This window comes from Nesterenkonia sp. DZ6, assembly GCF_022565835.1.
GTDB lineage: Bacteria > Actinomycetota > Actinomycetes > Actinomycetales > Micrococcaceae > Nesterenkonia.
The window spans coordinates 564162-587891 of the sequence record NZ_JAJOYW010000001.1; the positions used below are offsets into that span (position 1 = coordinate 564162).

At 67.2% G+C, this 23730-nt stretch carries 23 protein-coding genes and 1 other RNA gene; 16 read left to right on the forward strand and 8 right to left on the reverse strand.

The window, feature by feature from the left end; translation table 11 throughout:
• Positions 1 to 129 precede the first annotated feature (129 nt).
• The 3 genes from LTH93_RS02525 to LTH93_RS13385 are packed head-to-tail and all read left to right on the forward strand — an operon-like array spanning position 130 to position 4850.
• Positions 130 to 4080, forward strand: coding sequence for a multifunctional oxoglutarate decarboxylase/oxoglutarate dehydrogenase thiamine pyrophosphate-binding subunit/dihydrolipoyllysine-residue succinyltransferase subunit (locus LTH93_RS02525; protein ID WP_441338249.1), 3951 nt, complete (start codon positions 130 to 132; stop codon positions 4078 to 4080).
• Positions 4081 to 4085: 5 nt separating this feature from the next.
• Positions 4086 to 4745: a GDSL-type esterase/lipase family protein gene (locus tag LTH93_RS02530; protein ID WP_241464294.1), complete on the forward strand. Its 660-nt coding sequence runs from the start codon at positions 4086 to 4088 to the stop codon at positions 4743 to 4745.
• A 30-nt stretch (positions 4746 to 4775) separates the two neighbouring features.
• Positions 4776 to 4850 (forward strand): 50S ribosomal protein bL37, encoded by a 75-nt coding sequence (locus LTH93_RS13385; protein ID WP_369699669.1) that lies wholly within the window; start codon positions 4776 to 4778, stop codon positions 4848 to 4850.
• Between the two features lie 144 nt (positions 4851 to 4994).
• Here the strand turns inward: LTH93_RS13385 and rsrA are convergent, their stop codons facing one another.
• Positions 4995 to 5336: a mycothiol system anti-sigma-R factor gene (gene rsrA, locus LTH93_RS02535; protein ID WP_241464293.1), complete on the reverse strand. Its 342-nt coding sequence runs from the start codon at positions 5334 to 5336 to the stop codon at positions 4995 to 4997.
• On the reverse strand, positions 5333 to 5971 hold the full coding sequence (locus LTH93_RS02540) for a sigma-70 family RNA polymerase sigma factor (RefSeq protein WP_241464292.1): 639 nt from the start codon (positions 5969 to 5971) through the stop codon (positions 5333 to 5335). Before LTH93_RS02540 ends, rsrA begins: the two co-directional genes overlap by 4 nt.
• A 275-nt stretch (positions 5972 to 6246) precedes the next feature.
• Between LTH93_RS02540 and LTH93_RS02545 the strand changes: the two genes are divergently transcribed.
• From LTH93_RS02545 to LTH93_RS02605, 13 genes are all read left to right on the forward strand, one after another.
• Positions 6247 to 6903, forward strand: coding sequence for a DoxX family protein (locus LTH93_RS02545; protein ID WP_241464291.1), 657 nt, complete (start codon positions 6247 to 6249; stop codon positions 6901 to 6903).
• 11 nt (positions 6904 to 6914) lie between these two features.
• Positions 6915 to 8444 (forward strand): 3-phosphoshikimate 1-carboxyvinyltransferase, encoded by a 1530-nt coding sequence (locus LTH93_RS02550; protein ID WP_241469981.1) that lies wholly within the window; start codon positions 6915 to 6917, stop codon positions 8442 to 8444.
• Entirely contained in the window at positions 8441 to 9556 is a 1116-nt protein-coding gene (gene rsgA / locus LTH93_RS02555) for a ribosome small subunit-dependent GTPase A (RefSeq protein ID WP_241464289.1), read from the forward strand. The genes LTH93_RS02550 and rsgA overlap by 4 nt, the downstream gene beginning before the upstream one ends.
• Positions 9557 to 9603: 47 nt before the next feature.
• Complete coding sequence (hisN, locus tag LTH93_RS02560; RefSeq protein WP_241469982.1) at positions 9604 to 10416, forward strand: histidinol-phosphatase; 813 nt, start codon at positions 9604 to 9606, stop codon at positions 10414 to 10416.
• 136 nt (positions 10417 to 10552) lie between these two features.
• On the forward strand, positions 10553 to 11557 hold the full coding sequence (locus LTH93_RS02565; protein WP_241469983.1) for a metal ABC transporter solute-binding protein, Zn/Mn family: 1005 nt from the start codon (positions 10553 to 10555) through the stop codon (positions 11555 to 11557).
• Positions 11554 to 12339, forward strand: a complete 786-nt coding sequence (locus tag LTH93_RS02570) for a metal ABC transporter ATP-binding protein (protein WP_241464286.1) — start codon at positions 11554 to 11556, stop codon at positions 12337 to 12339. Before LTH93_RS02565 ends, LTH93_RS02570 begins: the two co-directional genes overlap by 4 nt.
• A 16-nt stretch (positions 12340 to 12355) precedes the next feature.
• Positions 12356 to 13267 (forward strand): metal ABC transporter permease, encoded by a 912-nt coding sequence (locus tag LTH93_RS02575; RefSeq protein ID WP_241464285.1) that lies wholly within the window; start codon positions 12356 to 12358, stop codon positions 13265 to 13267.
• Positions 13268 to 14026 carry a metal-dependent transcriptional regulator gene (locus LTH93_RS02580; protein ID WP_241464284.1) on the forward strand — a complete coding sequence of 253 codons (759 nt, stop codon included), beginning with the start codon at positions 13268 to 13270 and terminating at the stop codon, positions 14024 to 14026.
• 30 nt (positions 14027 to 14056) lie between these two features.
• Positions 14057 to 14596: a CrcB family protein gene (locus LTH93_RS02585; RefSeq protein ID WP_241464283.1), complete on the forward strand. Its 540-nt coding sequence runs from the start codon at positions 14057 to 14059 to the stop codon at positions 14594 to 14596.
• On the forward strand, positions 14586 to 14990 hold the full coding sequence (locus LTH93_RS02590; protein WP_241469984.1) for a fluoride efflux transporter FluC: 405 nt from the start codon (positions 14586 to 14588) through the stop codon (positions 14988 to 14990). Before LTH93_RS02585 ends, LTH93_RS02590 begins: the two co-directional genes overlap by 11 nt.
• A gap of 64 nt (positions 14991 to 15054) precedes the next feature.
• Positions 15055 to 15427: a transfer-messenger RNA gene (gene ssrA, locus LTH93_RS02595) on the forward strand.
• 165 nt (positions 15428 to 15592) lie between these two features.
• On the forward strand, positions 15593 to 16690 hold the full coding sequence (locus LTH93_RS02600; protein ID WP_241464272.1) for an aldo/keto reductase: 1098 nt from the start codon (positions 15593 to 15595) through the stop codon (positions 16688 to 16690).
• A gap of 87 nt (positions 16691 to 16777) precedes the next feature.
• Positions 16778 to 17167, forward strand: a complete 390-nt coding sequence (locus LTH93_RS02605) for a DUF6480 family protein (RefSeq protein ID WP_241464271.1) — start codon at positions 16778 to 16780, stop codon at positions 17165 to 17167.
• A 56-nt stretch (positions 17168 to 17223) separates the two neighbouring features.
• On the opposite strand, the gene smpB is transcribed toward LTH93_RS02605, so the two are convergent.
• From smpB to LTH93_RS02635, 6 genes are all read right to left on the reverse strand, one after another.
• Positions 17224 to 17727 carry an SsrA-binding protein SmpB gene (gene smpB / locus LTH93_RS02610; protein ID WP_241464270.1) on the reverse strand — a complete coding sequence of 168 codons (504 nt, stop codon included), beginning with the start codon at positions 17725 to 17727 and terminating at the stop codon, positions 17224 to 17226.
• A 69-nt stretch (positions 17728 to 17796) separates the two neighbouring features.
• Entirely contained in the window at positions 17797 to 18714 is a 918-nt protein-coding gene (gene ftsX, locus LTH93_RS02615; RefSeq protein WP_241464269.1) for a permease-like cell division protein FtsX, read from the reverse strand.
• A complete protein-coding gene (gene ftsE / locus LTH93_RS02620; protein WP_241469985.1) occupies positions 18711 to 20738 on the reverse strand; it encodes a cell division ATP-binding protein FtsE in 2028 nt (675 codons plus the stop codon). Before ftsE ends, ftsX begins: the two co-directional genes overlap by 4 nt.
• Before the next feature lie 3 nt (positions 20739 to 20741).
• On the reverse strand, positions 20742 to 21857 hold the full coding sequence (prfB, locus tag LTH93_RS02625; RefSeq protein WP_241464267.1) for a peptide chain release factor 2: 1116 nt from the start codon (positions 21855 to 21857) through the stop codon (positions 20742 to 20744).
• 138 nt (positions 21858 to 21995) lie between these two features.
• The gene (locus tag LTH93_RS02630; protein ID WP_241469986.1) at positions 21996 to 22178 is read right to left on the reverse strand and encodes a hypothetical protein; all 183 of its coding nucleotides are present in this window, start codon (positions 22176 to 22178) and stop codon (positions 21996 to 21998) included.
• A 184-nt stretch (positions 22179 to 22362) separates the two neighbouring features.
• The gene (locus LTH93_RS02635; protein ID WP_241469987.1) at positions 22363 to 23589 is read right to left on the reverse strand and encodes a CpaF family protein; all 1227 of its coding nucleotides are present in this window, start codon (positions 23587 to 23589) and stop codon (positions 22363 to 22365) included.
• Positions 23590 to 23730 lie beyond the last annotated feature (141 nt).

Below are 23730 nucleotides of genomic sequence, written 5' to 3' on the forward strand. Positions count from 1 at the left end.
CCCCTGACACGATACCGTGGCCGGTGGCGGCACGGTGCACAAAGTCACTATGCTTGGACGAGGTGAAGATCCACGTGCACGAAGCTGTGCCGGATAACTACACAACACAATGGAAGAGGCGTATCCACAGTGCCAGAGCTAACGTCCAGCCGTCTTGCCGAGGAATTCCCGGGGAACGAATGGTTGGTCGCCGACATATACGACAAGTTCAAGGACGATCCGGATTCGGTGGATCGGAAGTGGGCTGAGATCTTCCGCCAGCTCGAGGGCGACGGTGATTCCCGTCCGTCCGGCACCTCCTCCGCCCCTGCGCCGACGGCGGCCACCCCCGCCGAGCCGAAGAGCAGCTCCAGCTCCGGCAAGGCTGCCGGGTCCGACAGCAACGGTGCCGCGAAGGCCAGCACCGCCTCAGGTGAGAAGTCGGCCGCCAAGTCTCCGGCGAAGCCTGCCGCGGACTCCAAGCCCAGCGCGGACAACCAGCGCGAGTCCACCGCTGAGACCACTCCGGCCACCGCGAAGCCCGCCGAGCCCGAGAAGTCGCAGAAGCCGGCCGGCGAGAAGGGCCCCTCGGTCAGCAAGCCGGTGGCCCCGCGGACCCCGACGACGAAGAAGTCCGAAGGCTCCTCCAGCACTCCCATCCCTTCCGAGCCCTCTGCCGCCAAGGCCGAGTCGGCGACGAAGGAGGAGAAGGAGGACAAGGTGATGCCGCTGAAGGGCATCTCCAAGGCCATCGCGGCGAACATGGACGCCTCGCTGACCGTGCCCACCGCCACAACGGTGCGCGCGGTGCCGGCGAAGCTGCTCATCGACAACCGCACCGTGATCAACAATCACCTCAGGCGCACCCGCGGCGGCAAGGTCTCCTTCACCCATGTGATCGGCTATGCCCTGCTCAAGGCGCTGCGCAAGCACCCGTCGATGAACGTCACCTATGACGTGCAGGACAACAAGCCGGTGGCTGTTCACCCGGCCCATGTGAACTTCGGGCTGGCCATCGACATGCCCCGCCCCGACGGCACCCGTGCGCTGGTGGTGCCGAACATGAAGGCCGCCGAGGAGATGAGCTTCACCGAGTTCTGGGCCGCCTACGACGACGTCGTCAAGCGCGCCCGGGACAACAAGCTCACCCCCGGGGACTACGCCGGGACCACCGTCTCGCTGACCAACCCCGGCGGCATCGGCACCGTGCACTCTGTGCCTCGGCTCTCCAAGGGCCAGGCCGTGATCGTGGGCGTGGGCGCGCTGGAGTACCCCGCCGAGTTCCAGGGCGCCTCGGAGAAGACGCTGAACAACCTCGCCGTCTCCAAGGTCATCACGCTGACCTCCACCTATGACCACCGCGTCATCCAGGGCGCCGGGTCCGGTGAGTTCCTCAAGACCATCCACCAGTACCTGCTCGGCAAGGAGGGCTTCTACGAGGAGATCTTCGAAGCCCTGCGGATCCCGTATGAGCCCATCGCATGGTCCGCCGACATCCAGGTCAACCCTGAGGACCAGATCAACAAGGTCGCCAGGATCCAGCAGCTCATCCACTCCTACCGGGTCCGCGGTCACCTGATGGCCTCGGTGGACCCGCTGGAGTACCAGATGCGCAGCCACCCGGACCTCGACATCGAGTCTCACGGGCTGACCCTGTGGGACCTCGACCGCGAATGGCCCACCGGCGGCTTCGGCGGCAATTCCATGCTGCCGCTGCGCAACATCCTGGGCGTGCTGCGCGACACCTATTGCCGCAGCACCGGCGTGGAATACATGCACATCCAGTCCCCCGAGGAACGCCAGTGGTTCCAGGACGAGATCGAGCATCCCTACGAGAAGCCCACCCGGGACGAGCAGTTCCGGATCCTGGGCCGGCTCAATGCGGCCGAGGCGTTCGAGACCTTCCTGCAGACCAAGTTCGTCGGGCAGAAGCGCTTCTCGCTCGAGGGCGGCGAATCGCTGATCCCGCTGCTGGACACGATCCTCTCCGAGGCGGCCGATGAGGGCCTCGACGAGGTCGCGATCGGCATGGCTCACCGCGGACGCATCAACGTGCTCACCAACATCGCCGGCAAGACCCACGCACAGGTCTTCCGCGAGTTCGAGGGCCGCGAGGCCGGCACCGGCTCGGGCGACGTGAAGTACCACCTGGGCACCCGGGGCTCCTTCACCTCGGACCGCGGCAACTCCACCAGCGTCTACCTGGCCGCGAACCCCTCACACCTGGAGGCGGTCAACCCCGTCCTCGAAGGTGTGGTGCGCGCCAAGCAGGACCGGATCAACCAGGGCGCGGATGCGCTGAACTCCTTCTCGGTGATGCCGCTGCTGGTCCACGGCGATGCGGCATTCGCCGGCCAGGGCGTGGTCGCGGAGACGCTGAACATGTCCCAGCTGCGCGGCTACCGCACCGGCGGCACCGTGCACGTGGTCGTGAACAACCAGGTGGGCTTCACCACCGCCCCCTCGGCGGCTCGGTCCATGACCTACTCCACCGATATGGCCAAGGCCATCCAGGCGCCGATCTTCCACGTCAACGCCGATGACCCGGAGTCGGTGGCCCGCGTGGCCCAGCTGTCCTTCCGCTACCGCCAGCGGTTCAACAAGGACGTCGTGATCGATCTGGTCTGCTACCGCCGACGCGGTCACAACGAGGGTGACGATCCCTCGATGACCCAGCCCAAGATGTACAACCTGGTGGAGGCCAAGCGCACCACGCGTCGGCTCTACACCGAGGCGCTGGTCGGACGTGGCGACATCACCCAGGAAGAGGCCGACCAGGCGCTGCGGGACTTCCGCCAGCGGCTGGAGCGGGTCTTCACCGAGACCCACGCGGCCCAGACCCAGCCGATCTCCACGGCTGATCCCGACGCCTCCGGCACCCGGGGCATGGCCCCGACCGCCTCCGAGGACGAGACCAGCACCCCGGACCGTGAAGGCGATGACACCAAGATCAGTGAGGACTCCCTCGCGCACATCGGCGAGGTCCACACCAACATCCCGGAGAGCTTCACCCCGCACCCGAAGCTGAAGTCGCTGCTGGAGAAGCGGGCCAAGATGGCCCGCGAAGGCGGCATCGACTGGGGCTTCGCGGAGATCGCGGCCTTCGGCTCGCTGCTGATGGAGGGCACCGAGGTCCGTCTGGCGGGTCAGGACTCGCGCCGCGGCACCTTCGTGCAGCGCCACGCGGTCTTCCACGACCGGGTCAACGGCGACGAGTGGTACCCGCTGAAGAACCTGACCGAGGATCAGGCACGGTTCTTCATCTATGACTCGCTGCTCTCCGAATACGGCGCACTGGGCTTCGAATACGGCTACTCCGTGGAGAACCCGAATGCGCTGGTGCTCTGGGAGGCTCAGTTCGGCGACTTCGTCAACGGCGCCCAGATCATCATCGACGAGTTCATCGCCACCGCCCAGCAGAAGTGGGGCCAGAACTCCTCGGTGGTCATGCTGCTTCCGCACGGCTATGAGGGCCAGGGACCGGACCATTCGTCAGGCCGTCCCGAGCGTTTCCTGCAGCTCTGCGCCGAGGACAACATGACCGTGGTGCTGCCCTCTTCGGGTGCGAACTACTTCCACCTGCTCCGCCGTCAGGCGGTGGCGCGTCCGCGCCGTCCGCTGATCGTCTTCTCACCGAAGCAGCTGCTCCGCCTGAAGGCTGCGGCGAACTCGGTGGAGGACTTCACCACGGGCACCTTCCAGGAGGTGATCCCAGACCGGGAAGTGGACGCCGCGAAGGTCAAGCGCGTCCTGATCGTCTCAGGCCGGCTCTACTACGACCTCGTCGCCACCCGGAACAAGCACAAGGACGAGGCCACCGCCATCGTGCGGCTCGAGCAGCTCTACCCGATGCCGGTGGAGGAGCTGCAGGCCGAGCTGGACCGCTACTCCTCGGCAGAGGAGGTCGTCTACGCCCAGGACGAGCCGGTCAACCAGGGTCCATGGCCGTTCCTCGGCATGAACCTGCGTCCGCTGCTGAAGCAGGAGCTCAAGCTGGTCTCGCGCGCTGAGTCTGCCGCCACCTCGGTGGGGCAGGCCAAGCGTCACGCCAAGGAGCTGGAGGGCCTGCTCAGCAAGGCCTTCCCGCACCTGGACCTGTGAACCGGATGGAACACTCCACTCAGGATCTCAGAGCCGCAGCCTCCGGTCACCGGCGCCACGTGCGCATCGTCGCCCTGGGCGACGAGCTGCTCAGCGGCGTCGGTGACCCCCGGGCGCTGGGGTGGTTCGGTCGGGTGATCTCCAAGACTCCGATCGAGGGACTCACCCTGGAGAGCTACGCCCTGGCCATGCCCGGTGAGGGCACCGAGGCGCTCTCCGAGCGGTGGCAGGACGAGGCCGTCGCCCGGTTCTCCGGCGCCACGACGGACGGCGGCACACCCGAGCGTCATCTGGTCATCGCGCTGAACGACACGGACCTCTACAGCGCCACCTCCTCCGCCCGATCCCGGCTGAACCTGGCCAATATCCTGGACCGGGCCTCCCAGGAGGGCATCCGGTGCCTGGTGCTCGGGCCGGTCCCGACCCTGGATGCGGAGCGCAACCAGCGGATCTCCGAGCTCAACGCGGCCTACCGGGACGTGGCCTCACGGCGCTCACATGTCTATGTGGACGCCTACACGCCCCTGGTCAGCCACGAACAGTGGCGCAGCGACCTCGCGGCCAACGGCGGACTCCCCGGCCAGGCAGGCTATGGTCTGATCGCCTGGCTGGTGCTGCACCGCGGGTGGTATCCGTGGTTAGGGCTCCAAGAGCCCGTGGCCTAGAATTACCCCAGCCGACGAAAGGAGTTCATCATGAGCAAGCGTGGACGCAAGCGCAGCGCACGTCGCAAGAAGAACGCCAACCACGGCAAGCGCCCCAACTCCTGATCTCAGTGGTCCAAGGCCCTTGCTGCGGCTGACGCGTTTCGAAGCGGCAGCGCAGAACACAGAACCCCCTGCAGAGAATCTCTGCAGGGGGTTCTGTCGTGCTCAGGGCTTGAAGCGAGCCCGAGGTTCAGGGCTGGTGCCGGCTCAGGACTGGTCGTCGTCCTGCTGGTGTCCTGCCTCGACGCGGATCTGACTGATCCGCTCCAGGATCGTGACCTTCAGCGTCTCCGGTGCGCGCTCGGCGCAGGAGCGGCGGACCACGGTGCGGATGATGCACTCCAGGTCGTAGTCGTCGGCGCACTCCGGGCAGGCATGCAGGTGGGCCTCGACCTCATCGATGTCCTCCCGGCTCAGCGCACCGTCGGCGTACTCATAGATGCGCTCCATGCGGGTCTGCTTCTCGGTGCAGTCACCGTCTCTGCAGTTCTCATCAAGCCATTTCCCGGGGCTGACCTCGGTGGCCTGGCTGCGATCTTGGTCGTTCATGGTTTGGCCTCCTGCTTCTTGAAGCCACGTTCGCGGGCATAGTCTTTCAGGAGTTCGCGCAGCAGCTTCCGGCCGCGGTGCAGTCGCGACATCACCGTGCCGATCGGGATGTTCATGATCTCGGCGACCTCTTTATAGGCGAATCCCTCGACATCGGAGAAGTAGACCGCCAGGCGGAACTCCTCGGGGATCTGCTGCAGCGCGTCCTTGACGTCGGAGTCAGGCAGATGATCCAGCGCTTCTGCCTCAGCCGAGCGCAGCCCCGAAGAGGTGTGCTCTGCGGCCTGGGCCATCTGCCAGTCCTCCACGGTGTCCGTGTTGGCCTGCAGGGGCTGGCGCTGCTTCTTCCGGTAGATGTTGATGTAGGTGTTGGTCAGGATCCGGTAGAGCCAGGCTTTGAGATTCGTGCCGGGCTTGTACTGGTGGAATGCGGAGTACGCCTTGGTGTAGGCCTCCTGCACGAGGTCTTCAGCGTCCTGCGGATTGCGCGTCATCCGCATGGCAGCTGAGTAGAGCTGGTCCACGTACTGGAGAGCCTCGCTCTCAAAACGCACGCGACGCTGCTGTTCGGTCTCTTCGGCGACGACGACGCTGCTTGAATCAGCGTCGGTGCCGGTGGCTGCGGGCTTTTCCATCACCTCTGAGTCTACTCGCACAGCGCACACCGGTCGTCGGGCGTCAGGTGTGGGGGCGCGGACGCGCTTCGGGGTGAGAGTCGGCGTGGTCATAAAGGGCACAACGACGACGCCGCGCTGTGCATTCCTGCTCATCACCTGACGTCCGCACCGGATGAGCGCCGCATCCGCGTCGGATGAGCGCCCATAGGGCCTGCTGATTCCCGTGACAGCCCTGATTGGGTAGATTGGACCTTGAACGATGCTTCAGCGCCACACTCCTACAGGAGGACACTATGTCTCTGCTTCGTAAATTCGCCCGCCCACTGCTGGGCGCGAGCTTCATCGCCAGCGGTGTCGACCGCCTGCGCAACACCGATGATGCCTCGGCGCGAATCGGGTCCACCCTCGAGGAGATCGGCTCACTTCTCCCCCAGGCCGAACCCCTGGTCTCCAACGCCAAGCTCACCACCCAGGTCCTGGGCGGTGTCGAGGTCGTTGCCGGAACCGCACTGGCGCTGGGCCGGTTCCCCCGCGCCTCGGCCCTGATGCTGGCAGGAGTCCACAAGTTCAACAGCTATGCCGAATACCGCAACGCTGAGATCGAGAGTGACTCTGACGTCACCGCTCAGCGCAAGACGCTGCTGAAGAACGCCTCCATCCTGGGCGGCCTGAGCCTGGCCATGGTGGACCTCGACGGCAAGCCGTCGCTGGGCTGGCGCGCCGAGCACCTGGCCAAGACCACCCGCAAGAAGGGCGCCAAGTTCGGCGACAAGACCTTCAAGTGGGCCGATGATCTCGGCAGCGATGCCACCAAGAAGGTGCGCGACTTCGAGAAGCACGCTAAGAAGAACTTCCAGCGCGCCGAGAAGGATGCCCTGAAGGCGATCACCAACGCCTCCAAGGGTGCCAACAAGGGTGTCAAGAGCGCCAAGAAGAAGGTCGGAGCGTAGAACCTAGCGACGTGAGCACTACATCTACACACGCTGCATCGGTGCCCCCGCAGCCGTGGCCTGCGCCACGGGCGGGGGCACCTCTGCGCGCAGAGGTCACCGTTCCCGGGTCGAAGTCCCTGACCAACCGCTACCTGCTCCTGGCCGCCCTCGCCGACGGCCCGTCCGTGGTCATCAACCCGCTGCGGTCCCGGGACTCCCGGCTGATGCTCGATGCGCTGGCGGCCCTGGGCAGCGTCGTGGAGCACATCCCGGACTGGGAGAACTCCGGGGTTCCCGCCGTGCGGATCTCCCCGCTTCCGGCCCTCACCAGCGCCTCTCACCCCGGCCCCATCCCTGACTCTTCCGCCGCTGACTCTCCCGGCACCGCTGACTCCTCCGTCACCGCCCCGACCACCGGGGCGGTGAGCATCGAGTGCGGCCTGGCCGGCACCGTGATGCGGTTCATGCCAGCCGTGGCCGCGCTGACCGACGCACGGGTCCACTTCGACGGCGACCCCGAGGCCCGCGTCCGCCCGATGGGCGCGGTCCAGCACGGGCTGCGCGATCTCGGCGTCGAGATCACCGGCCCGGGCGCTCCCGCACCCGGCGGCGAGGGCCATCTGCCGTTCACCGTGCACGCCCCGGCGGGCATCACCGGGGAAGAGATCACCATCGACGCCTCAGCCTCCTCCCAGTTCGTCTCCGGGCTGCTGCTCACCGCGGCACGGATGCCGTACGGACTCACGCTGCGTCATGTCGGAGAATCGGTGCCCTCGCTGGAGCATGTGGAGATGACGCTGCAGGTGCTGACCGAGGTCGGGGTGAAGGTCAGCTCCCCCGCGAAGCACACCTGGCGGGTGGAGCCCGGCGAGATCCGGGCCTTCAGCGTCCGCGTGGAGCCGGACCTCTCCAATGCCGGACCCTTCCTCTGCGCGGCCGCCGTCACCGGCGGAGAGGTGACCATGCGCGGCTGGCCGATCGTCTCCGCCCAGATCGGACGCCGCTGGACCGAGCTGCTGCCGGCCTTCGGCGCCCAGATCGAGACGGACCCGGAGACCCCCACCACGGTGACCCTGCGAGTCCGCGGCAGGCAGCTGCGCACCCCCGGCGCCGTGGACGGCACCGCCGAGCTGACCCCCACGGTGGCGGCCCTCGCCGCCCTGTGCCAGAGCCCCACACTGTTCACCTCGGTCGGGCACCTGCGCGGACACGAGACGGATCGGATCGCGGCCCTGGTCACGGAGATCCGCCGACTCGGCGGGTCTGCGGAGGAGACCGAGGACGGGTTCGAGGTCACCTCACCGGTGACCCATGGCGGTCTGGTGCGCAGCTATGCCGATCACCGGATGGCCACCTTCGGCGCGGTGCTCGGTCTGGTGCTCGACGACGTCGAGGTCGAAGACATCGCCTGCACCGCGAAGACCATGCCTGACTTCCCGCAGCTCTGGGCAGGGCTGCTGGCGCCGGCGTCGGACGCCGCGCCTGGCGTCGGGCCTGGCTCCGCGGCTGACTGCGTGCCCGGCTCCGGGTCTGTCTCCGCGTCGGGGGCGCGCGGATGAACCGCTGGGCCGATTGGGACGAGTCCCACGTGCGAGTGCGCCCGAACAAGAAGGGCTCCCGACCCCGGACCAAGGAGTCACCCGACTACGCCGACGCCGAGCTGGGCCGGGTCGTCACGGTGGACCGCGGGCGCTACACGGTGCGCCTGGATGACCCCGACGGCGGAGAGCGGATCATCTCCGCAGTGCGCGCGCGTGCGATGCGCCGCACCCCGGTGGTCCCGGGCGACATCGTGGGCCTGGTCGGGGACACCACCGGCGATGCGGGTTCACTGGCCCGGCTGATCCGGATCCAGGAGCGCTCCACGCTGCTGCGCCGCAGCGCCGAGGACACCGACGACGCCGAACGGGTGATCGTCGCCAACGCTGATCAGCTGCTGATCGTGGTCGCAGCGGCGGATCCTGCCCCACGCACCGGATTCATCGACCGGGCCCTGGTCGCAGCCTACGACGCCGGGATCACCCCGATCCTGCTGGTCACCAAGGCCGACCTGGTCGAGGACCCTGCGGATCCGGCCGGACTGATCAGCCACTACGCGGAGCTGGACCTGCAGACCGTGGTCTCCCAGCAGGCCACCGGCACAGCCTCGGGCACCCCCACCTTGGACTCCGCCGCGGTCATCGCGCTGCGCAGCTCGCTGACCGAACGGGTCACCGCGATGATCGGGCACTCCGGGGTGGGCAAGTCCACCATGGTCAACGCCCTGACCGGCGCGGATCGGGCCACCAGCGGGGTCAATGCGGTCACCGGGCGCGGCCGGCACACCTCCTCCTCCGCCGTCGCGCTGAACCTGGAGCCTGCCGATTCCCTCGACGTCGCCGCAGCACGGAACTCCTGGATCATCGACACCCCCGGGGTGCGCACCTTCGGCCTGGCCCATGTGGCCCCCGACGATGTGCTCGGCGCCTTCTCCGATCTGGTCGAAGGCTCCGCGGCCTGCGAGTCCGGCTGCGCCCACGTCTCCCCCGAGGGGGGCTGCGCCTTGGACGCCTGGGTGGCCGATGGCCACGCCGGTGACCACGGCGCCGCCCGGCTGGCCTCGATGCGCGGTCTGATCAGGTCCATGGCGGGCACCGAGGACGGTCCGGAAGAGAAGCGGCTCGGCGCGTAAAGCCGTGAATGCGGGTCCTGCCGCTCGGTGATTGCTAGCGTGGCGCTATGAGCCTTAGCACCAGCGCCTACACCGATGACCTGCGCCTGGCGCATATGATCGCCGATTCCGTGGATGCGAAGACGATGTCCTTCTTCTCCTCCATGGACTTCGAGGTCGAGACCAAGCCCGATCTGACCCCGGTCACCGAGGCTGATCGCCAGGCCGAGGAGCTCATCCGCGGCCAGCTCAGCCGGGCCCGCGGCCGCGACGCCATCCTGGGCGAGGAGTTCGGCTCCACCGGATCCGGACCGCGCCAGTGGGTCATCGACCCGATCGACGGGACCAAGAACTTCATCCGCGGGGTGCCCGCCTGGGCCACGCTGATCGCGCTGGTCGATGAGGGCGAACCGGTGGTCGGACTGGTCAGCGCACCCGCGCTGGGTCGGCGCTGGTGGGCGGCCAAGGACGGCGGCGCCTATACCGGCAAGGCCCTGGCCTCGGCCAAGCGGCTCCAGGTCTCGAAGGTGCCCCAGCTCGAGGACGCGTTCTTCTCCTACTCCTCGCTCGCCGGGTGGCGGAAGATCGGCCGCAGCCAGAACTTCCTGGAGCTCACCGAGACCGTCTGGCGCACCCGCGCCTTCGGCGACTTCTGGTCCTACTGCATGGTCGCCGAGGGTCAGGTGGACATGGCCGCCGAACCGGAGCTGAGCCTGCATGACATGGCGGCCCTGGTGCCGATCATCCGCGAAGCCGGCGGCATCTTCACCTCCCTGGACGGTGAGCCCGGATGCACCGGTGCCAACGGCCTGGCCACCAACGGTCTGCTCCACGAGGCCGCCCTGGGCGCGCTCGCCGCAGATCGCCCCGCCCCGTTCTGAGTTCCGCCCCGGCCTGAGTCCAGCACAGGCCTGGGTCCAGCACCTTCCTGAGCCCAGCAGCGCTGTCAGAGCCGGGTCTGCTTCGTTCTGCCGGCCCCACTTGCAGTTTTAGGTGTGCCTAAATCATACTGTGGGCATGCGCCACACCAGGTTCTTCACTGTCACCGCCGGACTGATCTGCGCCCTGGCCTTGAGCAGCTGTGCCGCGGCGAACTCCGATGAGCAGGGCGCCTCCACGGAGGACCAGCCTCCCGTGGTGCTCACCAGCTTCTCGGTGCTGGCAGACATGACCCGGGCCGTGGGCGGCGACCTGGTGGACACCCGCTCCATCACCCCGCCCGGCGCCGAGGTGCACGAGTACTCCCCCACCCCCGGTGATCTCCGCGATGCCGCAGCGGCGGACGTGATCTTCTTCAACGGACTGGGCCTGGAGGCCTGGTACGAGCAGTTCCTGAGCCATTCTTCGGCGGAGGTGGTGATGCTCTCCGAGTCGGTGGAGACCCTGCCGGTCACCCGGCTGCCCGAAGCTTCTCCGGGCTCCGGCGAGTCCGACGACGTCGAGGACCCCGGGGCTTCCGAGAGTGCCGGCGCGGAGGAGACCGCCGAGCTGCCGGTCAACCCGCACGCCTGGATGTCTCCGGCACAGGCCATGGTCTATGTGGACAACATCGAGGCCGCACTGAGCGAGCTCTCCCCCGCCGACGCCGAGCAGTTCACCGAGAACGCCGGCCGCTACAGGGAGCAGATCCAAGCGGTCTGGGACCAGGCCGAGGAGCGGCTGGCACCGCTGCAGCAGGACGGTGAGATCCACCTGGTGACATGCGAGGGCGCCTTCAGCTACCTGGCGAAGGACCTGGATCTCGGCGAGCACTACCTGTGGCCGCTCAACGCCGAGGACGAGGGAAGCCCGAAGCAGGTCGAGGCGCAGATCCGCTACGTCGAGGAGCACCAGGTGCCCACGATCTTCTGCGAGTCCACTGTCAATGACTCCACCCAGCGGCAGGTGGCCGAGACCACCGGCGCCACCCTGAGCGAGCCCCTGCACGTGGACTCGATCACCGAGCCTGACGGACCGGCACCGAGCTACCTCGAGCTCTTGGAACACGACCTGGACCTGATCATCGAAGGAGCCCAGCGATGAGCACTGACATAGACACTGGATCAGCCACAGGCGTGGACGCCCCACCCGGTGCTGCCGCCGTCGTCGTCGATCAGCTGAGCGCCGGCTATCCAGGCGTCCAGGCTCTGGACGAGGTCAGCATCACCGTGGGCACGGGCAGCATCTGCGCCCTGCTGGGAGCCAACGGCTCCGGGAAGTCCACGCTGTTCAAGGCGCTGCTGGGACTGCACCGACCCACCGCCGGGACCGTGCGGCTCTTCGGCATGGAACCGACGAAGGCCCGACGGCGCAACCAGGTCAGCTACGTGCCGCAGCACGAACAGGTGGACACCAGCTTTCCGATCAGCGTGGAGCAGGTGGTCATGATGGGTCGCTACGGGCACATGGGCTTCACCCGCCGCACCCGCCCTGCGGACCGGCAGGCCTGCGACCAGGCGCTGGACCAGGTGGGCCTGAGCCAGCTGCGCCGGCGCGGGATCGGTGAGCTCTCCGGAGGCCAGCGCAAGCGCGCCTTCCTGGCCCGTGCCATCGCCCAGCAGGCGCCTCTGATGCTGCTCGATGAGCCGTTCGCCGGCGTGGACCGCGGTTCGGAGGAGCTGATCAGCTCGGTGCTCAAGACGCTGCGCGACACCACGGGCACCACCGTGCTGATCTCCACTCACCACCTCGCCGGCGTGGAGGACCTCGCAGATGAGGTGGTGCTGCTGCACCAGCGGGTGCTCGCCGCGGGACTTCCGGGCGAGGTGCTCACCGAGGAACAGCTCGGCCGCAGCTTCGGCGCCGTGCTGCGCGAGACGAACTGATGAGGGAGGCAAGCTGATGTGGGAGCTGCTGGTCCAACCGATGGAGTTCGCCTTCATGCAGCACGCCCTGACGGCGGCGATCATCTCCTCGGTGGTCTGCGCCCTGCTCTCCTGCTGGCTGGTGCTCATGGGCTGGTCCCTGATGGGTGACGCCGTGGCGCACTCGATCCTGCCCGGGATCGTGCTGGCGCACATCTTCGGTCTGCCCATGGCGCTGGGCGCCTTCGTCTTCGGGATGCTCGCGGTGCTGCTCATCGGCGGGATCAGCGGAGGCTCGACGCTGAAGCATGACACCTCCATCGGCGTGGTGTTCACCTCGCTCTTCGCGCTGGGCCTGGTCCTGGTCTCCAGGACCCCCAGCGAGACGCACCTGACCCACATCCTCTTCGGCAATGTGCTGGGCATCTCGCAGCAGGACCTGCTGCAGACCGCCGGTCTGGGGTTGGCCACAGTGGCGGTGCTGTTGACGCTGCGGCGCAGCTTCGTGCTGCTGGCCTTCGACAAGGTCCACGCCCACACGATCGGACTCTCCACCGGCGCCCTGTCCATCTTGCTGCTGGCCCTGCTCGCGCTGACCACCGTGACCGCGCTGCAGACCCTGGGGATCCTTCTGGTGGTCGCTATGCTGGTGGTGCCCGGCGCCACCGCACTGCTGCTGTGCCGCCGCTTCGGGCCGATGCTCGCGGTCGCCGCGTCCAGCGCGGCAGCCTCCGCGGTGATCGGCGTCTATGCCAGCTACTGGCTCGACATCTCCACCGGAGGCTCGATCGTGCTGGCACAGTCGGGCCAGTTCGCGCTGGCCTACCTCTTCGCCCCGGTGAAAGGGATGATCCCGCGGCTGCGCCAGCGACGTCAGCGCCCACCCTCCGAGCAGGCGAGGCCGACCCGCTCGATCGATACGCTCCTCGACGTGAAGGATCCCGCCTAGATGACTCCGCGCACCTCAGCTCAGGGCCGTTCCACCGCGATCGAGGCTGCCACCACCTCCGTGGAGGACTACGCCAAGACCATCTATGGCCTCGCCGAATGGGACGGCGCCTCGGTGACCGCGTCCGCGCTGGCCAGGACCCTGGGCGTCTCCAACCCCTCGGTCTCGCTGATGATGCGCAAGATGGCCGACCTGGGGCTGGTGGAGCACCGCCCCTACGCGCCGATCGCGCTGACCCCCGCCGGACGCCAGCTCGCCCTGGCAATGGTCCGCCGGCACCGTCTGATCGAGACCTGGCTGGTGCGCGAGCTCGGATACGGCTGGGAGGAGGTCCATGAGGAGGCCGAACGGCTCGAACACGCCGTCTCGGAGACCTTCGTGGACCGTCTCGATGTGCGGCTGGGCCACCCACGCGTGGACCCTCACGGTGATCCGATCCCCGGTCCAGACCTGCAGCTGGACTACCCCGAGACCCTGCTGCTCTGCCGGGTGCCGGCCGCGATGAAGGTGCGCCTGGAGCAGGTCGACGACGCCGTGCCGGATGCGCTCTCCGCCCTGGACACCCACCGGGTGCCCATCGGTGCGCAGGTCACGGTCCAGGCCACCGACCGCGGCGCCGTCGTCCTGACCCCGCTCACCCCCGGAGGGCAGGACAGCCCGGGAGCTCCCCCGACGCAGGACGATCAGTCGGCGGCGGCCGGGAGCATCCGGCTCGCCCATGAGGTGGCCCACGCCATGCGCGTAAGCGTGGTCCGCTGAGGCCGCCCGGCCCCGACGTATCCTGTACTGGTGTCTTCTCCCGAACCGCGTGCCTCCAGCAGGCGCCCACGCCCGAAGCGGCAGGCGACCTCGCTGACGGTGCTGATCCTCCTGGTGGCGCTGGCCGGCGCCGGTGGCGCGCTGCTGCGACTTCTGGTCGGCGAGCTGATCCCGGAGCAGGGGATGAAGTTCCCGTGGACCACGCTGGTGATCAATCTCAGCGGATCAGGGCTGCTGGGCCTGCTCATCGGCGTCGCACGCGCCCGCCCGAGCACCCCGGACTGGGTGGTGCCGACCTTCGGCACCGGACTGCTGGCCTCCTACACGACCTTCTCTGCGGTGATCCTCGCCGTGATGCCCTCGATGCCCGGATCCGCCTATGAAGGACTCGCGGCCGTGACCTATGTCAGCCCGGGGGCGATGGAGATGCTCACCTACCTCATCATCAGCATCCTGGGCTGCACCGCTGCTGCCGCGGCCGGACTGACCATCAGCCGTGCGCTGTTCGGCCAGCTCGGCGCCGCCTCCGCGGATCTCGGTGTGAGCAGCGAGGGCCGCCATGAATCCTGAATTCAGCATCGCCATTGCGCTGGGCGTCGCGCTCGGCGGCTCGGTGGGCGCGGTGGCGCGCTTCCTCCTGGACCGATACCTGCGCGTGGGCCTGCTGCTGGCGAACACGCTCGGGTGCTTCCTGCTGGGGTATCTCCTCGGCGAACTCACCTGGCTGAGCGGGAACGGCGCGGCTGAGCCCGAAGGCGTGCTGCCCAGCCCGGTCTCCACGGTGCTGATCTTCGGGGTCCTCGGTGCGCTGAGCACCTTCGCAACCGTCTCGGTGCGGGTGGCGCAGACCTGGGTGTCGGGTCGACGACTGCGGGCGGTCGGGATCTGGACGGCGCACGTGGGGTGCGGGTTCGCAGCCGCCGCGCTGGGGATTGCGCTGTCCCGAATGTCGGGGCTATACTGAAAAGTCAGCTCGCGAGCACGTGGCGAGAGGCAGGGGCTGATAAGCCTCGTTGACAACACAATATGGGGACGATCGGTTTCGACGATCTGAGTTGATCATGGTGAAGCGGGTCGAGGATGCAGAGTGACCTCGTAAATACCTCTCTGCAAAACAATAAGTGCCGAAACTAAGCGCACTGACTTCGCCCTCGCTGCCTAAGCAGCGACGCGAGTCTGTCAGCCTGGGTCTGCTATCGACCCAGCTCCTGGCATCAGCTAGATAGCCACTGGTTCCAACTCCTCGTCGTGGGGAGTTGGGTCGACAATTCACACGACTGGGCCCGTCAGCCGCCTGTCTGCGTGACGGCTGGGGCCGAGAAAATCTATCAGCAGACTGCACCCGGAGAAGCCCATGTGAATCCAGATCGGACGCGGGTTCGATTCCCGCCGTCTCCACAGATCGCCCGAGCAGGCTCAGCCTGCTCGGGCTTTTTTGTGCCCTGAAGCCGGGAAGCCCCAGCTCGAAGGGCCCCGGAAGGCCGCGTTGCTCAGCCCGCCCCTCGGGAGTCGGAGTAGTATCCGGAAGGTCTCGTTGACTGTGCGAAATCTACGTGAAGGAGCCTGATGAGCATCCCCTTCTACCGCCCGCTCTCCCCCACCTGCGGCCTGCGGGTCTCCCCGCTCGCGCTGGGAACGCTGCCCTTCGGCGGCGCCAACGGCATGGGTCATATGGGCAGCCTGGGCCCCGACGATGCCGCCGTGCTGCTGGATCGCTCCCTCGAAGCAGGGGTCAACCTGCTGGACACCGCGAACCTCTACTCGCTCGGTGTCGCCGAGGAGGTGCTGGGGCAGACCCTGGCGCGCAGCGGCCGCTATGACGAGTTCCTGATCGCCACCAAGGCCCGGATGGTCGTCGGTGACGGCCCCAACGACGGCGGCGCCTCCCGCTGGCACCTGCTCAAGGAGGTCGAGACGTCTCTGCACCGGCTGGGCCGTGATCACATCGACCTGTTCTACCTCCACCACTGGGACGGCGAGACCCCGCTGGAGGAGACGCTGCAGACCATGGACGGGCTGGTCCGGGCGGGCAAGATCCGGTACTACGGGGTCTCGAACTACACCGCCTGGCAGCTGATGAAGGCGCTGAAGGTCTGTGAGGTCAACGGCTTCATCAAGCCTGTGGTGCAGCAGATCCACTACTCACCGTTCTCCCGCGAGGCCGAATACGAGATGATCCCCGCCGGGATCGATCAGGGCATCGGCACCCAGGCGTGGAGCCCGCTGGGCATGGGGCTGCTCAGCGGCAAGTACCGCCGGGACCAGCGCCCGGAGTCAGGTGCTCGCATGGTCGACGGGGATGGCTCCGAGATGCGCGTGGCGGACTGGGAGAAGCTCCACAGCGTCGTCGATGTGCTCGATGAGGTCGCTCAGCGCAACGACGCCACCATCCCGCAGGTCCTGCTCGCCTGGCTGCTGGAGCGCCCCGGGGTGACCAACCTGGCCGTGGGCGCGCGCAGCCTGGAGCAGTGGAACGATCTGCTGGGCACCTTTGAGGTCTCCCTGGACGCGGCGGACTCTCAGGCCATCGACGACGTCGGCCGGCCGACCCTGGCCTACCCGTTCTGGCACCAGGCCGATATGGCCAGCGAACGCATGAGCGCCGCGGATGTGTCGATCATGGCGACCACCAAGCGGGAGATCGCCGAGAAGATCGGCGAGTAGTCAGCTGACGTTCAGCTCGCACGGACAGGGCCCGATGGTGGTCTGACTATGGTGGAGACAGACGACCACAACAGATTGAGGTGTCAGATGACTACCGAACAGAACAGACCTGAAGAGGCAAAGAGGCCCAGCGCGGACCACAGCTCCGCCGATGTGAACGGCGGCCAGCCGCTGGACACTCCCCCGCACCAGCGTGACGGCGGGAATCAGCACACCCACGGCGAGCATCACCGCGACGAGGCTGCGCGCAACCCGGGGCTGGATCCCGAACCGACCGAGACTCCGGGGCTGGAAGACGGCGGCGGCGTGCAGCCTGGCGATACTCCGCCCGATTCGAACTCCGCGACCGCCTCACCCAAGCAGGCTTCGCCGACGAAGCCCCCGAAGTCCAACCTGGTCATGACCGTGGCGATCATCGCGATCATCGTCGTGGTGCTGCTGATCTTCGTGGGTTACATCGCAGGACTGCTCGACTGAGCCAAGGGATGACCGAGGGCTGAGCACGACTCAGTTCAGATCGGCTCAGCGGAGACTCAGGACGACCGCAGGTTCCGGTAGCGCATGGCGCGCTGGGCCTCGCGGTTGTCCTGCTTTTCTCGGAGGGTCTGCCGCTTGTCGAACTCGCGCTTGCCGCGGGCGATGCCGATCTCGACCTTGGCCCGGCCGCCCTTGAAGTAGAGCGAGAGCGGGACGATGGTCAGGCCCGGGTCCTCGATCTGGCGGGAGATCTTCACCAGCTCTTTCTGGTGGAGCAGAAGCTTGCGTTTCCGGCGGGCTGAATGATTGGTCCAGGTGCCGTTGAGGTACTCGGGGATGGTGACCTGTTCGAGCCAGAGCTCGCCGCCGCTGGAGAAGCCGCCGAAGCCGTCGGTGAGGTTGGCGGTGCCTTCGCGCAGCGACTTCACCTCGGTGCCGGTGAGCACCAGTCCGGCCTCGTACTTGTCGAGGATCTCGTAGTCATGCCGCGCGCGACGGTTCGTCGCCACGATGCTGTTGTTGGGATCGCGCTCTTTCTTCGCGCCCTTCTTCTTCGCCACCGTGTCACCTCCGCGCTGGATCGCTGATCTCGGCGTTCTTCTGCAGTGGCCAGAAGAGCCGACCTTCGATCATACACGCAGGTATCGGCGCACCGTGACCCAGGAGGCGATGATCGCCAGGACCACGGCGATCGCCAGAAGGCCCGGCATGATGATCCAGGCTTCGGCGGAGTCGATGAAGTGGATGCTCGGCACCTGCTGGGCCATCCACTGTCCCAGCACGAACTCCGCGACCACCCAGGTGGCCGCACAGGCGAGCAGACCGCCGATCAGTGCAGCGATCACGCCTTCGAAGACGAAGGGCATCCGGATCATCGATTTGGAGGCGCCGACCAGACGCATGATCCCGGTCTCGCGGCGACGGCTGAACGCGGAGAGCCTGATGGTGGTCGCCACCAGCAGCAGCGCGCAGACGATCATCACCCCGGCGATGATCAGCGCGACCATGGTCAGCCCGTTGAGGATCCCGAAGATCTGATCGAGGACCTCCTGCTGATCCGCCACGGACTCCACCCCGGGGGCAGACCCGAAGAGCTCGGTGACCACCGGGAACTCCTCCGGCTCGTGGAGCAGCACTCGGTAGGACTCCGGCATGTCGGAGGCGGTCAGCGCCGCGGTGCGCGAGTTCTCCCCACGGGTGTCCAGGAAGTCGTCCAGGGCTTCCTGCTGCGTCTCGTGGCGGTAGCTGGCCACGTACTGGCTGGCCGCACCATCGGAGAGGGTGTGTTCCAGGGAATCGCGCTGATCCGTGCTCACCGCACCGGTGGGACACGCTGACTGCGGGGAGCTCTCGGTGCACAGGAACACCGAGAGCTCAAGGCGATCATAGAAGTCGTCGGTCATCTGGTTGACCTGGGTCTGCATCAGCGCGGCGGAGCCCACGAAGGTCAGCGAGATGAAGGTGACCAGGATGACGGAGGCGACCATGGCGACATTGCGGCGCAGCGAGCTGAAGGTCTCGCTGAGCATATAGAGGAGGCGGTTCATCGGTCCCTCCTCAGGCGGCGCATGATCGATCGGCGCGAGCGGGACAGGCCGAGATGTTCTGCTGTCCTGCTCGCATCGGGGTAGGTGGACTGAGCTGCCGAGGACTCAGGCCGCGGCACCGGGCTGGGCTCCTCGGGCTCGGGCGGCAACTCCGGTTCACGTTCCAGCTCTGGCTCTGACTGGGGCCAGACCTCTGGCTCCGGCTCGGGTTCCGGGTCGGGCGTCGCGGGATCCAGCGTGAAGGCGGGACGGGACGGTGACTGCTGTTCCGGCGGCTGGGCGGAGGGCGGCTGCGGGGCGTCGTCGGCGGCGCGCGCCAGCCAGGACAGCCGGGGCCGCGCGGGTGGCGGAGTCGCCGGAGCCAGCGGTGCGAGCGGCTCGCCGTCGAACATCGGGGCCGACGGCGGCCGGGGCTGGTCAGGTTCGCGGGGCGGTTCGACGGAAGGCCCGGTCGCGGCAGGAATCTCGCCCGTGATCGGTTCCTCCAGGGTCGGCTCGACCGACTGAAGTGCGTGGGCGTCCTGATGATCAGCCCGAAGTTCGGTCTGATCCTCGCGTGCACCGTAACCCGCTGGTTCGTCCGCTGGTTCCGTCACGAAATCGTCCTCGAGATCATCCTCGAGATCGTCCTCGGTCTCGGTGTAGCCGTCCTGTTCGAGGTCGGGCATCTCGGTGCCGTTGAAGTCCCCGTGGGGCTCCTGGACGTCATGGCCGTGAGCGTCGTGGCGGAGATGTTCGGGCCAGGTGACCCTGAAGCCGGCGTCTTCTTCGTGCGCGGAACCCTCGCCGTCGAAGTCGTGCTCTTGCTCGTGCTCGTGCTCGTGCTCGTGCTCGTGCTCGAAGGGATCGTGGGCGACGGGCTCATCGTTGATCGGCGCGTCGTGGAGGCCCTGTTCGCTGTCATCGCCCGCGGGAGCCGCGGGGGCGTCGTCGTCGAGGTCCAGTTCGGTGAGCTCATCGGTGTATGCCACCGGGGCGGTCTCCTGGAGCACCGGATCTTCGTCGTAGGCGAGCACGGAGGGGTCCTCGCCTGGAGCCATCACCTGGTCCTGGGGGTGATCACCGACGTGATCGATGGCGTCATCACGCGATTCCACGAAATGGTGGTCTTGCGCGTCGGGCTCCCAGGTGTGGTGTTCCTGGCCGTCGTGTTCCTGGGTGCCGTGTTCCTGGGTGCCGCCGTCACCGAAGTCACTGTCCGCCAAGTGGTCTTCCGCGGTGCCGGTGTCGCTGCCGACCACGGCGGGAACCATCCCGGTCTTGAGCGGGGCCGGGTCGTGGGCGCGCAGCCCTGATTCGCCCTCCTCCTGGGCGAGCACATCCCAGGCCTCGGAGCCTTCGGGCGGGTCGTAGGAGCCGTGGGGCTCGTCGCGGACCACCCGGCCGTGGTGCAGCTGCACCACCCGGCTGTTGGCCTGGTCGACGATGGCGCGGTCGTGGGTGGCCATGATGACGGTGGTGCCGGAAGCGTTGATCCAGCGCAGGACCTTCATGACCTCGGCGGAGGCGCGCGGGTCGAGGTTGCCGGTGGGCTCGTCGGCGAGCAGGATCGCGGGGTCGTTGACGATGGCGCGGGCGATGGCGGCGCGCTGCTGCTCACCTCCGGAGATCTCATGCGGGTAGCGCTTCGCGAGGTGAGCGAGGTCGACCTTCTCCAGGACCTTGGTGACGCGTTTGCGGATCGCGCTGCGTTTGGCGCCCAACACCCGCATGGCGAAGGCGACGTTGTCGAACACGGTCTTGTCCGGCAGCAGGCGGAAGTCCTGGAAGACCATGCCGATGCTGCGTCGGAAATCGGGGACCCGGCGGTCGAGCATCAGCCCGAGGTTCTGCCCGGCCACGGTGACCTTGCCGCGCTGGGGCAGGCCCTCGCGCAGGATCATCCGCAGCAGGGTGGACTTGCCGGAGCCGGAGGCGCCGATCAGGAAGGCGAAGTCTTCGCGGTAGAACTCCACGGTGACGTCATCGAGCGCCGGTCGCCCGTCTGCCTCGTAACGACGGGTGACCTGTTCGAATCGGATCATGGATCAGTCGTCCTCGGCCGCAGTCTCGTTGCGCCAGCGGATGCCGGTGTCGATGAAGCCGTCGATGTCTCCGTCGAGGACGGCCTGGGTGTTGCCGACCTCGTGCTCGGTGCGCAGGTCCTTGACCATCTGGTACGGGTGCAGCACGTAGGAGCGGATCTGGTCGCCCCAGGAGGCCTTGATGTCTCCGGCGAGCGCCTTCTTCTCGGCGGACTCCTCGGCCTTCTTCAGCACCAGCAGCCGGGACTGCAGCACGCGCATCGCGGCGGCGCGGTTCTGGATCTGGGACTTCTCGTTCTGCATCGAGACCACGGTGCCGGTGGGAAGGTGGGTGATGCGTACGGCCGAGTCGGTGGTGTTCACCGACTGTCCGCCGGGCCCGGAGGAGCGGAAGACGTCGATCTTGAGGTCGTTCTCGTCGATGTCGATGCTCTCGGTGCCTTCGAGCAGCGGGATGATCTCGACCGCGGCGAAGGAGGTCTGTCGGCGGCCCTGGTTGTCGAAGGGGCTGATCCGGACCAGCCGGTGGGTGCCGGCCTCGACCGAAAGGGTGCCGAACGCGTAGGGCGCGTTGATCTCGATGGTGGCGGACTTCAGTCCGGCCTCCTCGGCGTAGGAGGTGTCGAGCACCTTGACGTTCCAGCCTCGGCGCTCGGCCCAGCGGGTGTACATGCGCAGAAGCATCTCGGCGAAGTCCGCGGCGTCCACGCCGCCGGCTCCGGAGCGGATGGTCATCACGGCGTCGTACTCGTCGTACTCCCCGGACAGCAGGGTCGTGATCTCCAGGGACTCCAGCGCCTTGTGGATGGAGGCGACCTCACGGACGGCGTCGTCGAGGACCTCGTCGTCGCCCTCCTCCTTGGCCATCTCGACCATCATCTCGACGTCGTCGATCCGGGTCTCGAGCCGCTCAAGGCGCTCCAGCTCGGTCTGCCGGTGACTCAGCTGAGAGGTGACCCTCTGCGCGTTGGCCTGGTCGTCCCAGAGGTCCGGCGCGACGGCCATATCACTGAGCTCGACGACCTGCGCCTTGAGCTTTTCAACGTCGGTGACCTCCGTGATACGGCGCAGCGTATTGCGCAGGTCACGAAGTGCGGTGGGGAAATCTGTCTCAGCCATAACAGCACTACAGTACCGTCGTCTGGGGATTCACCGGTTGAGACTCACCCGGGGGCATGCTCGCGCTGATCTTCACCCCATCGAGGAAGGGACTGACGCGAAGGTGCCGGGCAGAGGGACCCGGCGTCGGGCCAGGTCTCAGCGGGCATCTCGGCGGCGCTTGAGCCAGCCGTCGAGGATGGACCATCCCCAGAGCGCGACGACCCCGAAGCCGAGCAGGATCCCCAGGATGCGCAGCGTCTCGGCTTCGAACACCCCGGAGTCGAGGAACTCCGGGCTCACCAGGGCCCCGCGCACCAGCAGGTTCAGGATCAGACTCACGAACACCACCGCGAGCACGGTGTTGGCGACCGCGAGACCCGCATGGGGTGCCCGGCCTCATCGAGAAGTTTGCGCAGCCTCCGCCGACGCGGTCGGTTGGGACGACCCGCGGTGGAGGGACGCGGCCAGAAGGACGCGTAGATCAGCAGCAGTCCGAATCCGAGCCCCAATCCCAGCAGCAGACTCATCCCAGCATCCCCGTCCTGGCCAGTCGGATCTGGTGCTGCGGTGAGAGCTTCGGCAGATCGAAGACTACAGACTCCGTGACCTCCAGCTCACCCTCCGGCGCGTCGAAGAGCATGGTCGTCTCGATGGTGTCGGCCTCGACCCGGCTCCCCACGGCCAGGATCTGCCCTACGTGGCGGCTGCCGTCCCGCTCGCGCACGCAATGGACGACCAGGTCGAAGCAGGAGGCGACGGTGGGCAGGATGAAGCTGCGCGAGATGTTCTCACCGGCCAGCAGCGGAAGGGTGCAGATCTTGGTGACAGCGTCTGGGGCGCTGTTGGCATGCACGGTCGCCATCCCAGGAAGCCCTGCGTTCAGAGCGATGAGCATGTCTAAGCTCTCGGCTTCCCGGACCTCCCCGACGATGAGCCGGTCAGGGCGCATTCGCAGCGCCTCTTTCACCAGCCGCCGGAGCGGGATCTCTCCCTCCCCCTCGAGGTTGGACTGGCGACACTGCAGTCCGACCACATCGCGAAGCGGCAGCTGCAGCTCGAAGATCTCCTCCACCGTGACGACCCGCTCTCGCGGACCGATCGCAGCCGAGAGGCAATTCAACAGCGTCGTCTTTCCGGACTGGGTCGAGCCTGACACCAGGATGTTCATTCCGCTGTCCACACACCCGGCCAGGAACTCCGCGGCCGCTGCGGTCAGGGAGCCGTTGCGGACCAGGTCGTCGAGCGTATGGGCTCGCGCAATGAACTTGCGGATATTGACGGCCCAGTGGCGTCGGGTGATGTCCGGAATCACGACGTGCAGACGGGACCCATCGGGCAGCGTCGCGTCGACAAACGGTGAGGACAGGTCAAGTCGGCGTCCTGAACTCTTGAGCATCCGTTCCACGAGGTCCCGGATGCGGGATTCACTCAATGTGATCGAGGTGAGTTCGGAACGGCCCGCGCGAGCCACGAACACAGCGCTGGGTCCGTTGACCCAGACCTCCTCCACCGAGGCGTCATCAAGAAGCGGCTGAAGCTCCCCGAAGCCGGCGACGGCATCGACGACATGCTTGACCGCCTGCTCCACGGGGCCGATCAGCGGCAACGCGGTCACCATCGACCGCCGGTCGTACTCGACGACGGCGGCCTCGACCAGCTCTCGAACGCCGCGCGGATTCTCTGCAGGGTCGAGCCCGCGGTGTCGGATCTGTTCCCGCACCTCATCTTCAACGATCGTCAAAGCATCCACAGGCTCGGCCTCGTCCCTGATTCCAGTGTGGTGAGATCACGATAGCCAGCTACGCAGTGACTGACCAGCGATTGTTCAAACCCTGTGGAAAATAGGCGATGATCACAGGTTCTCCACAGCTCGCCATCTGCCCGCGGCCGC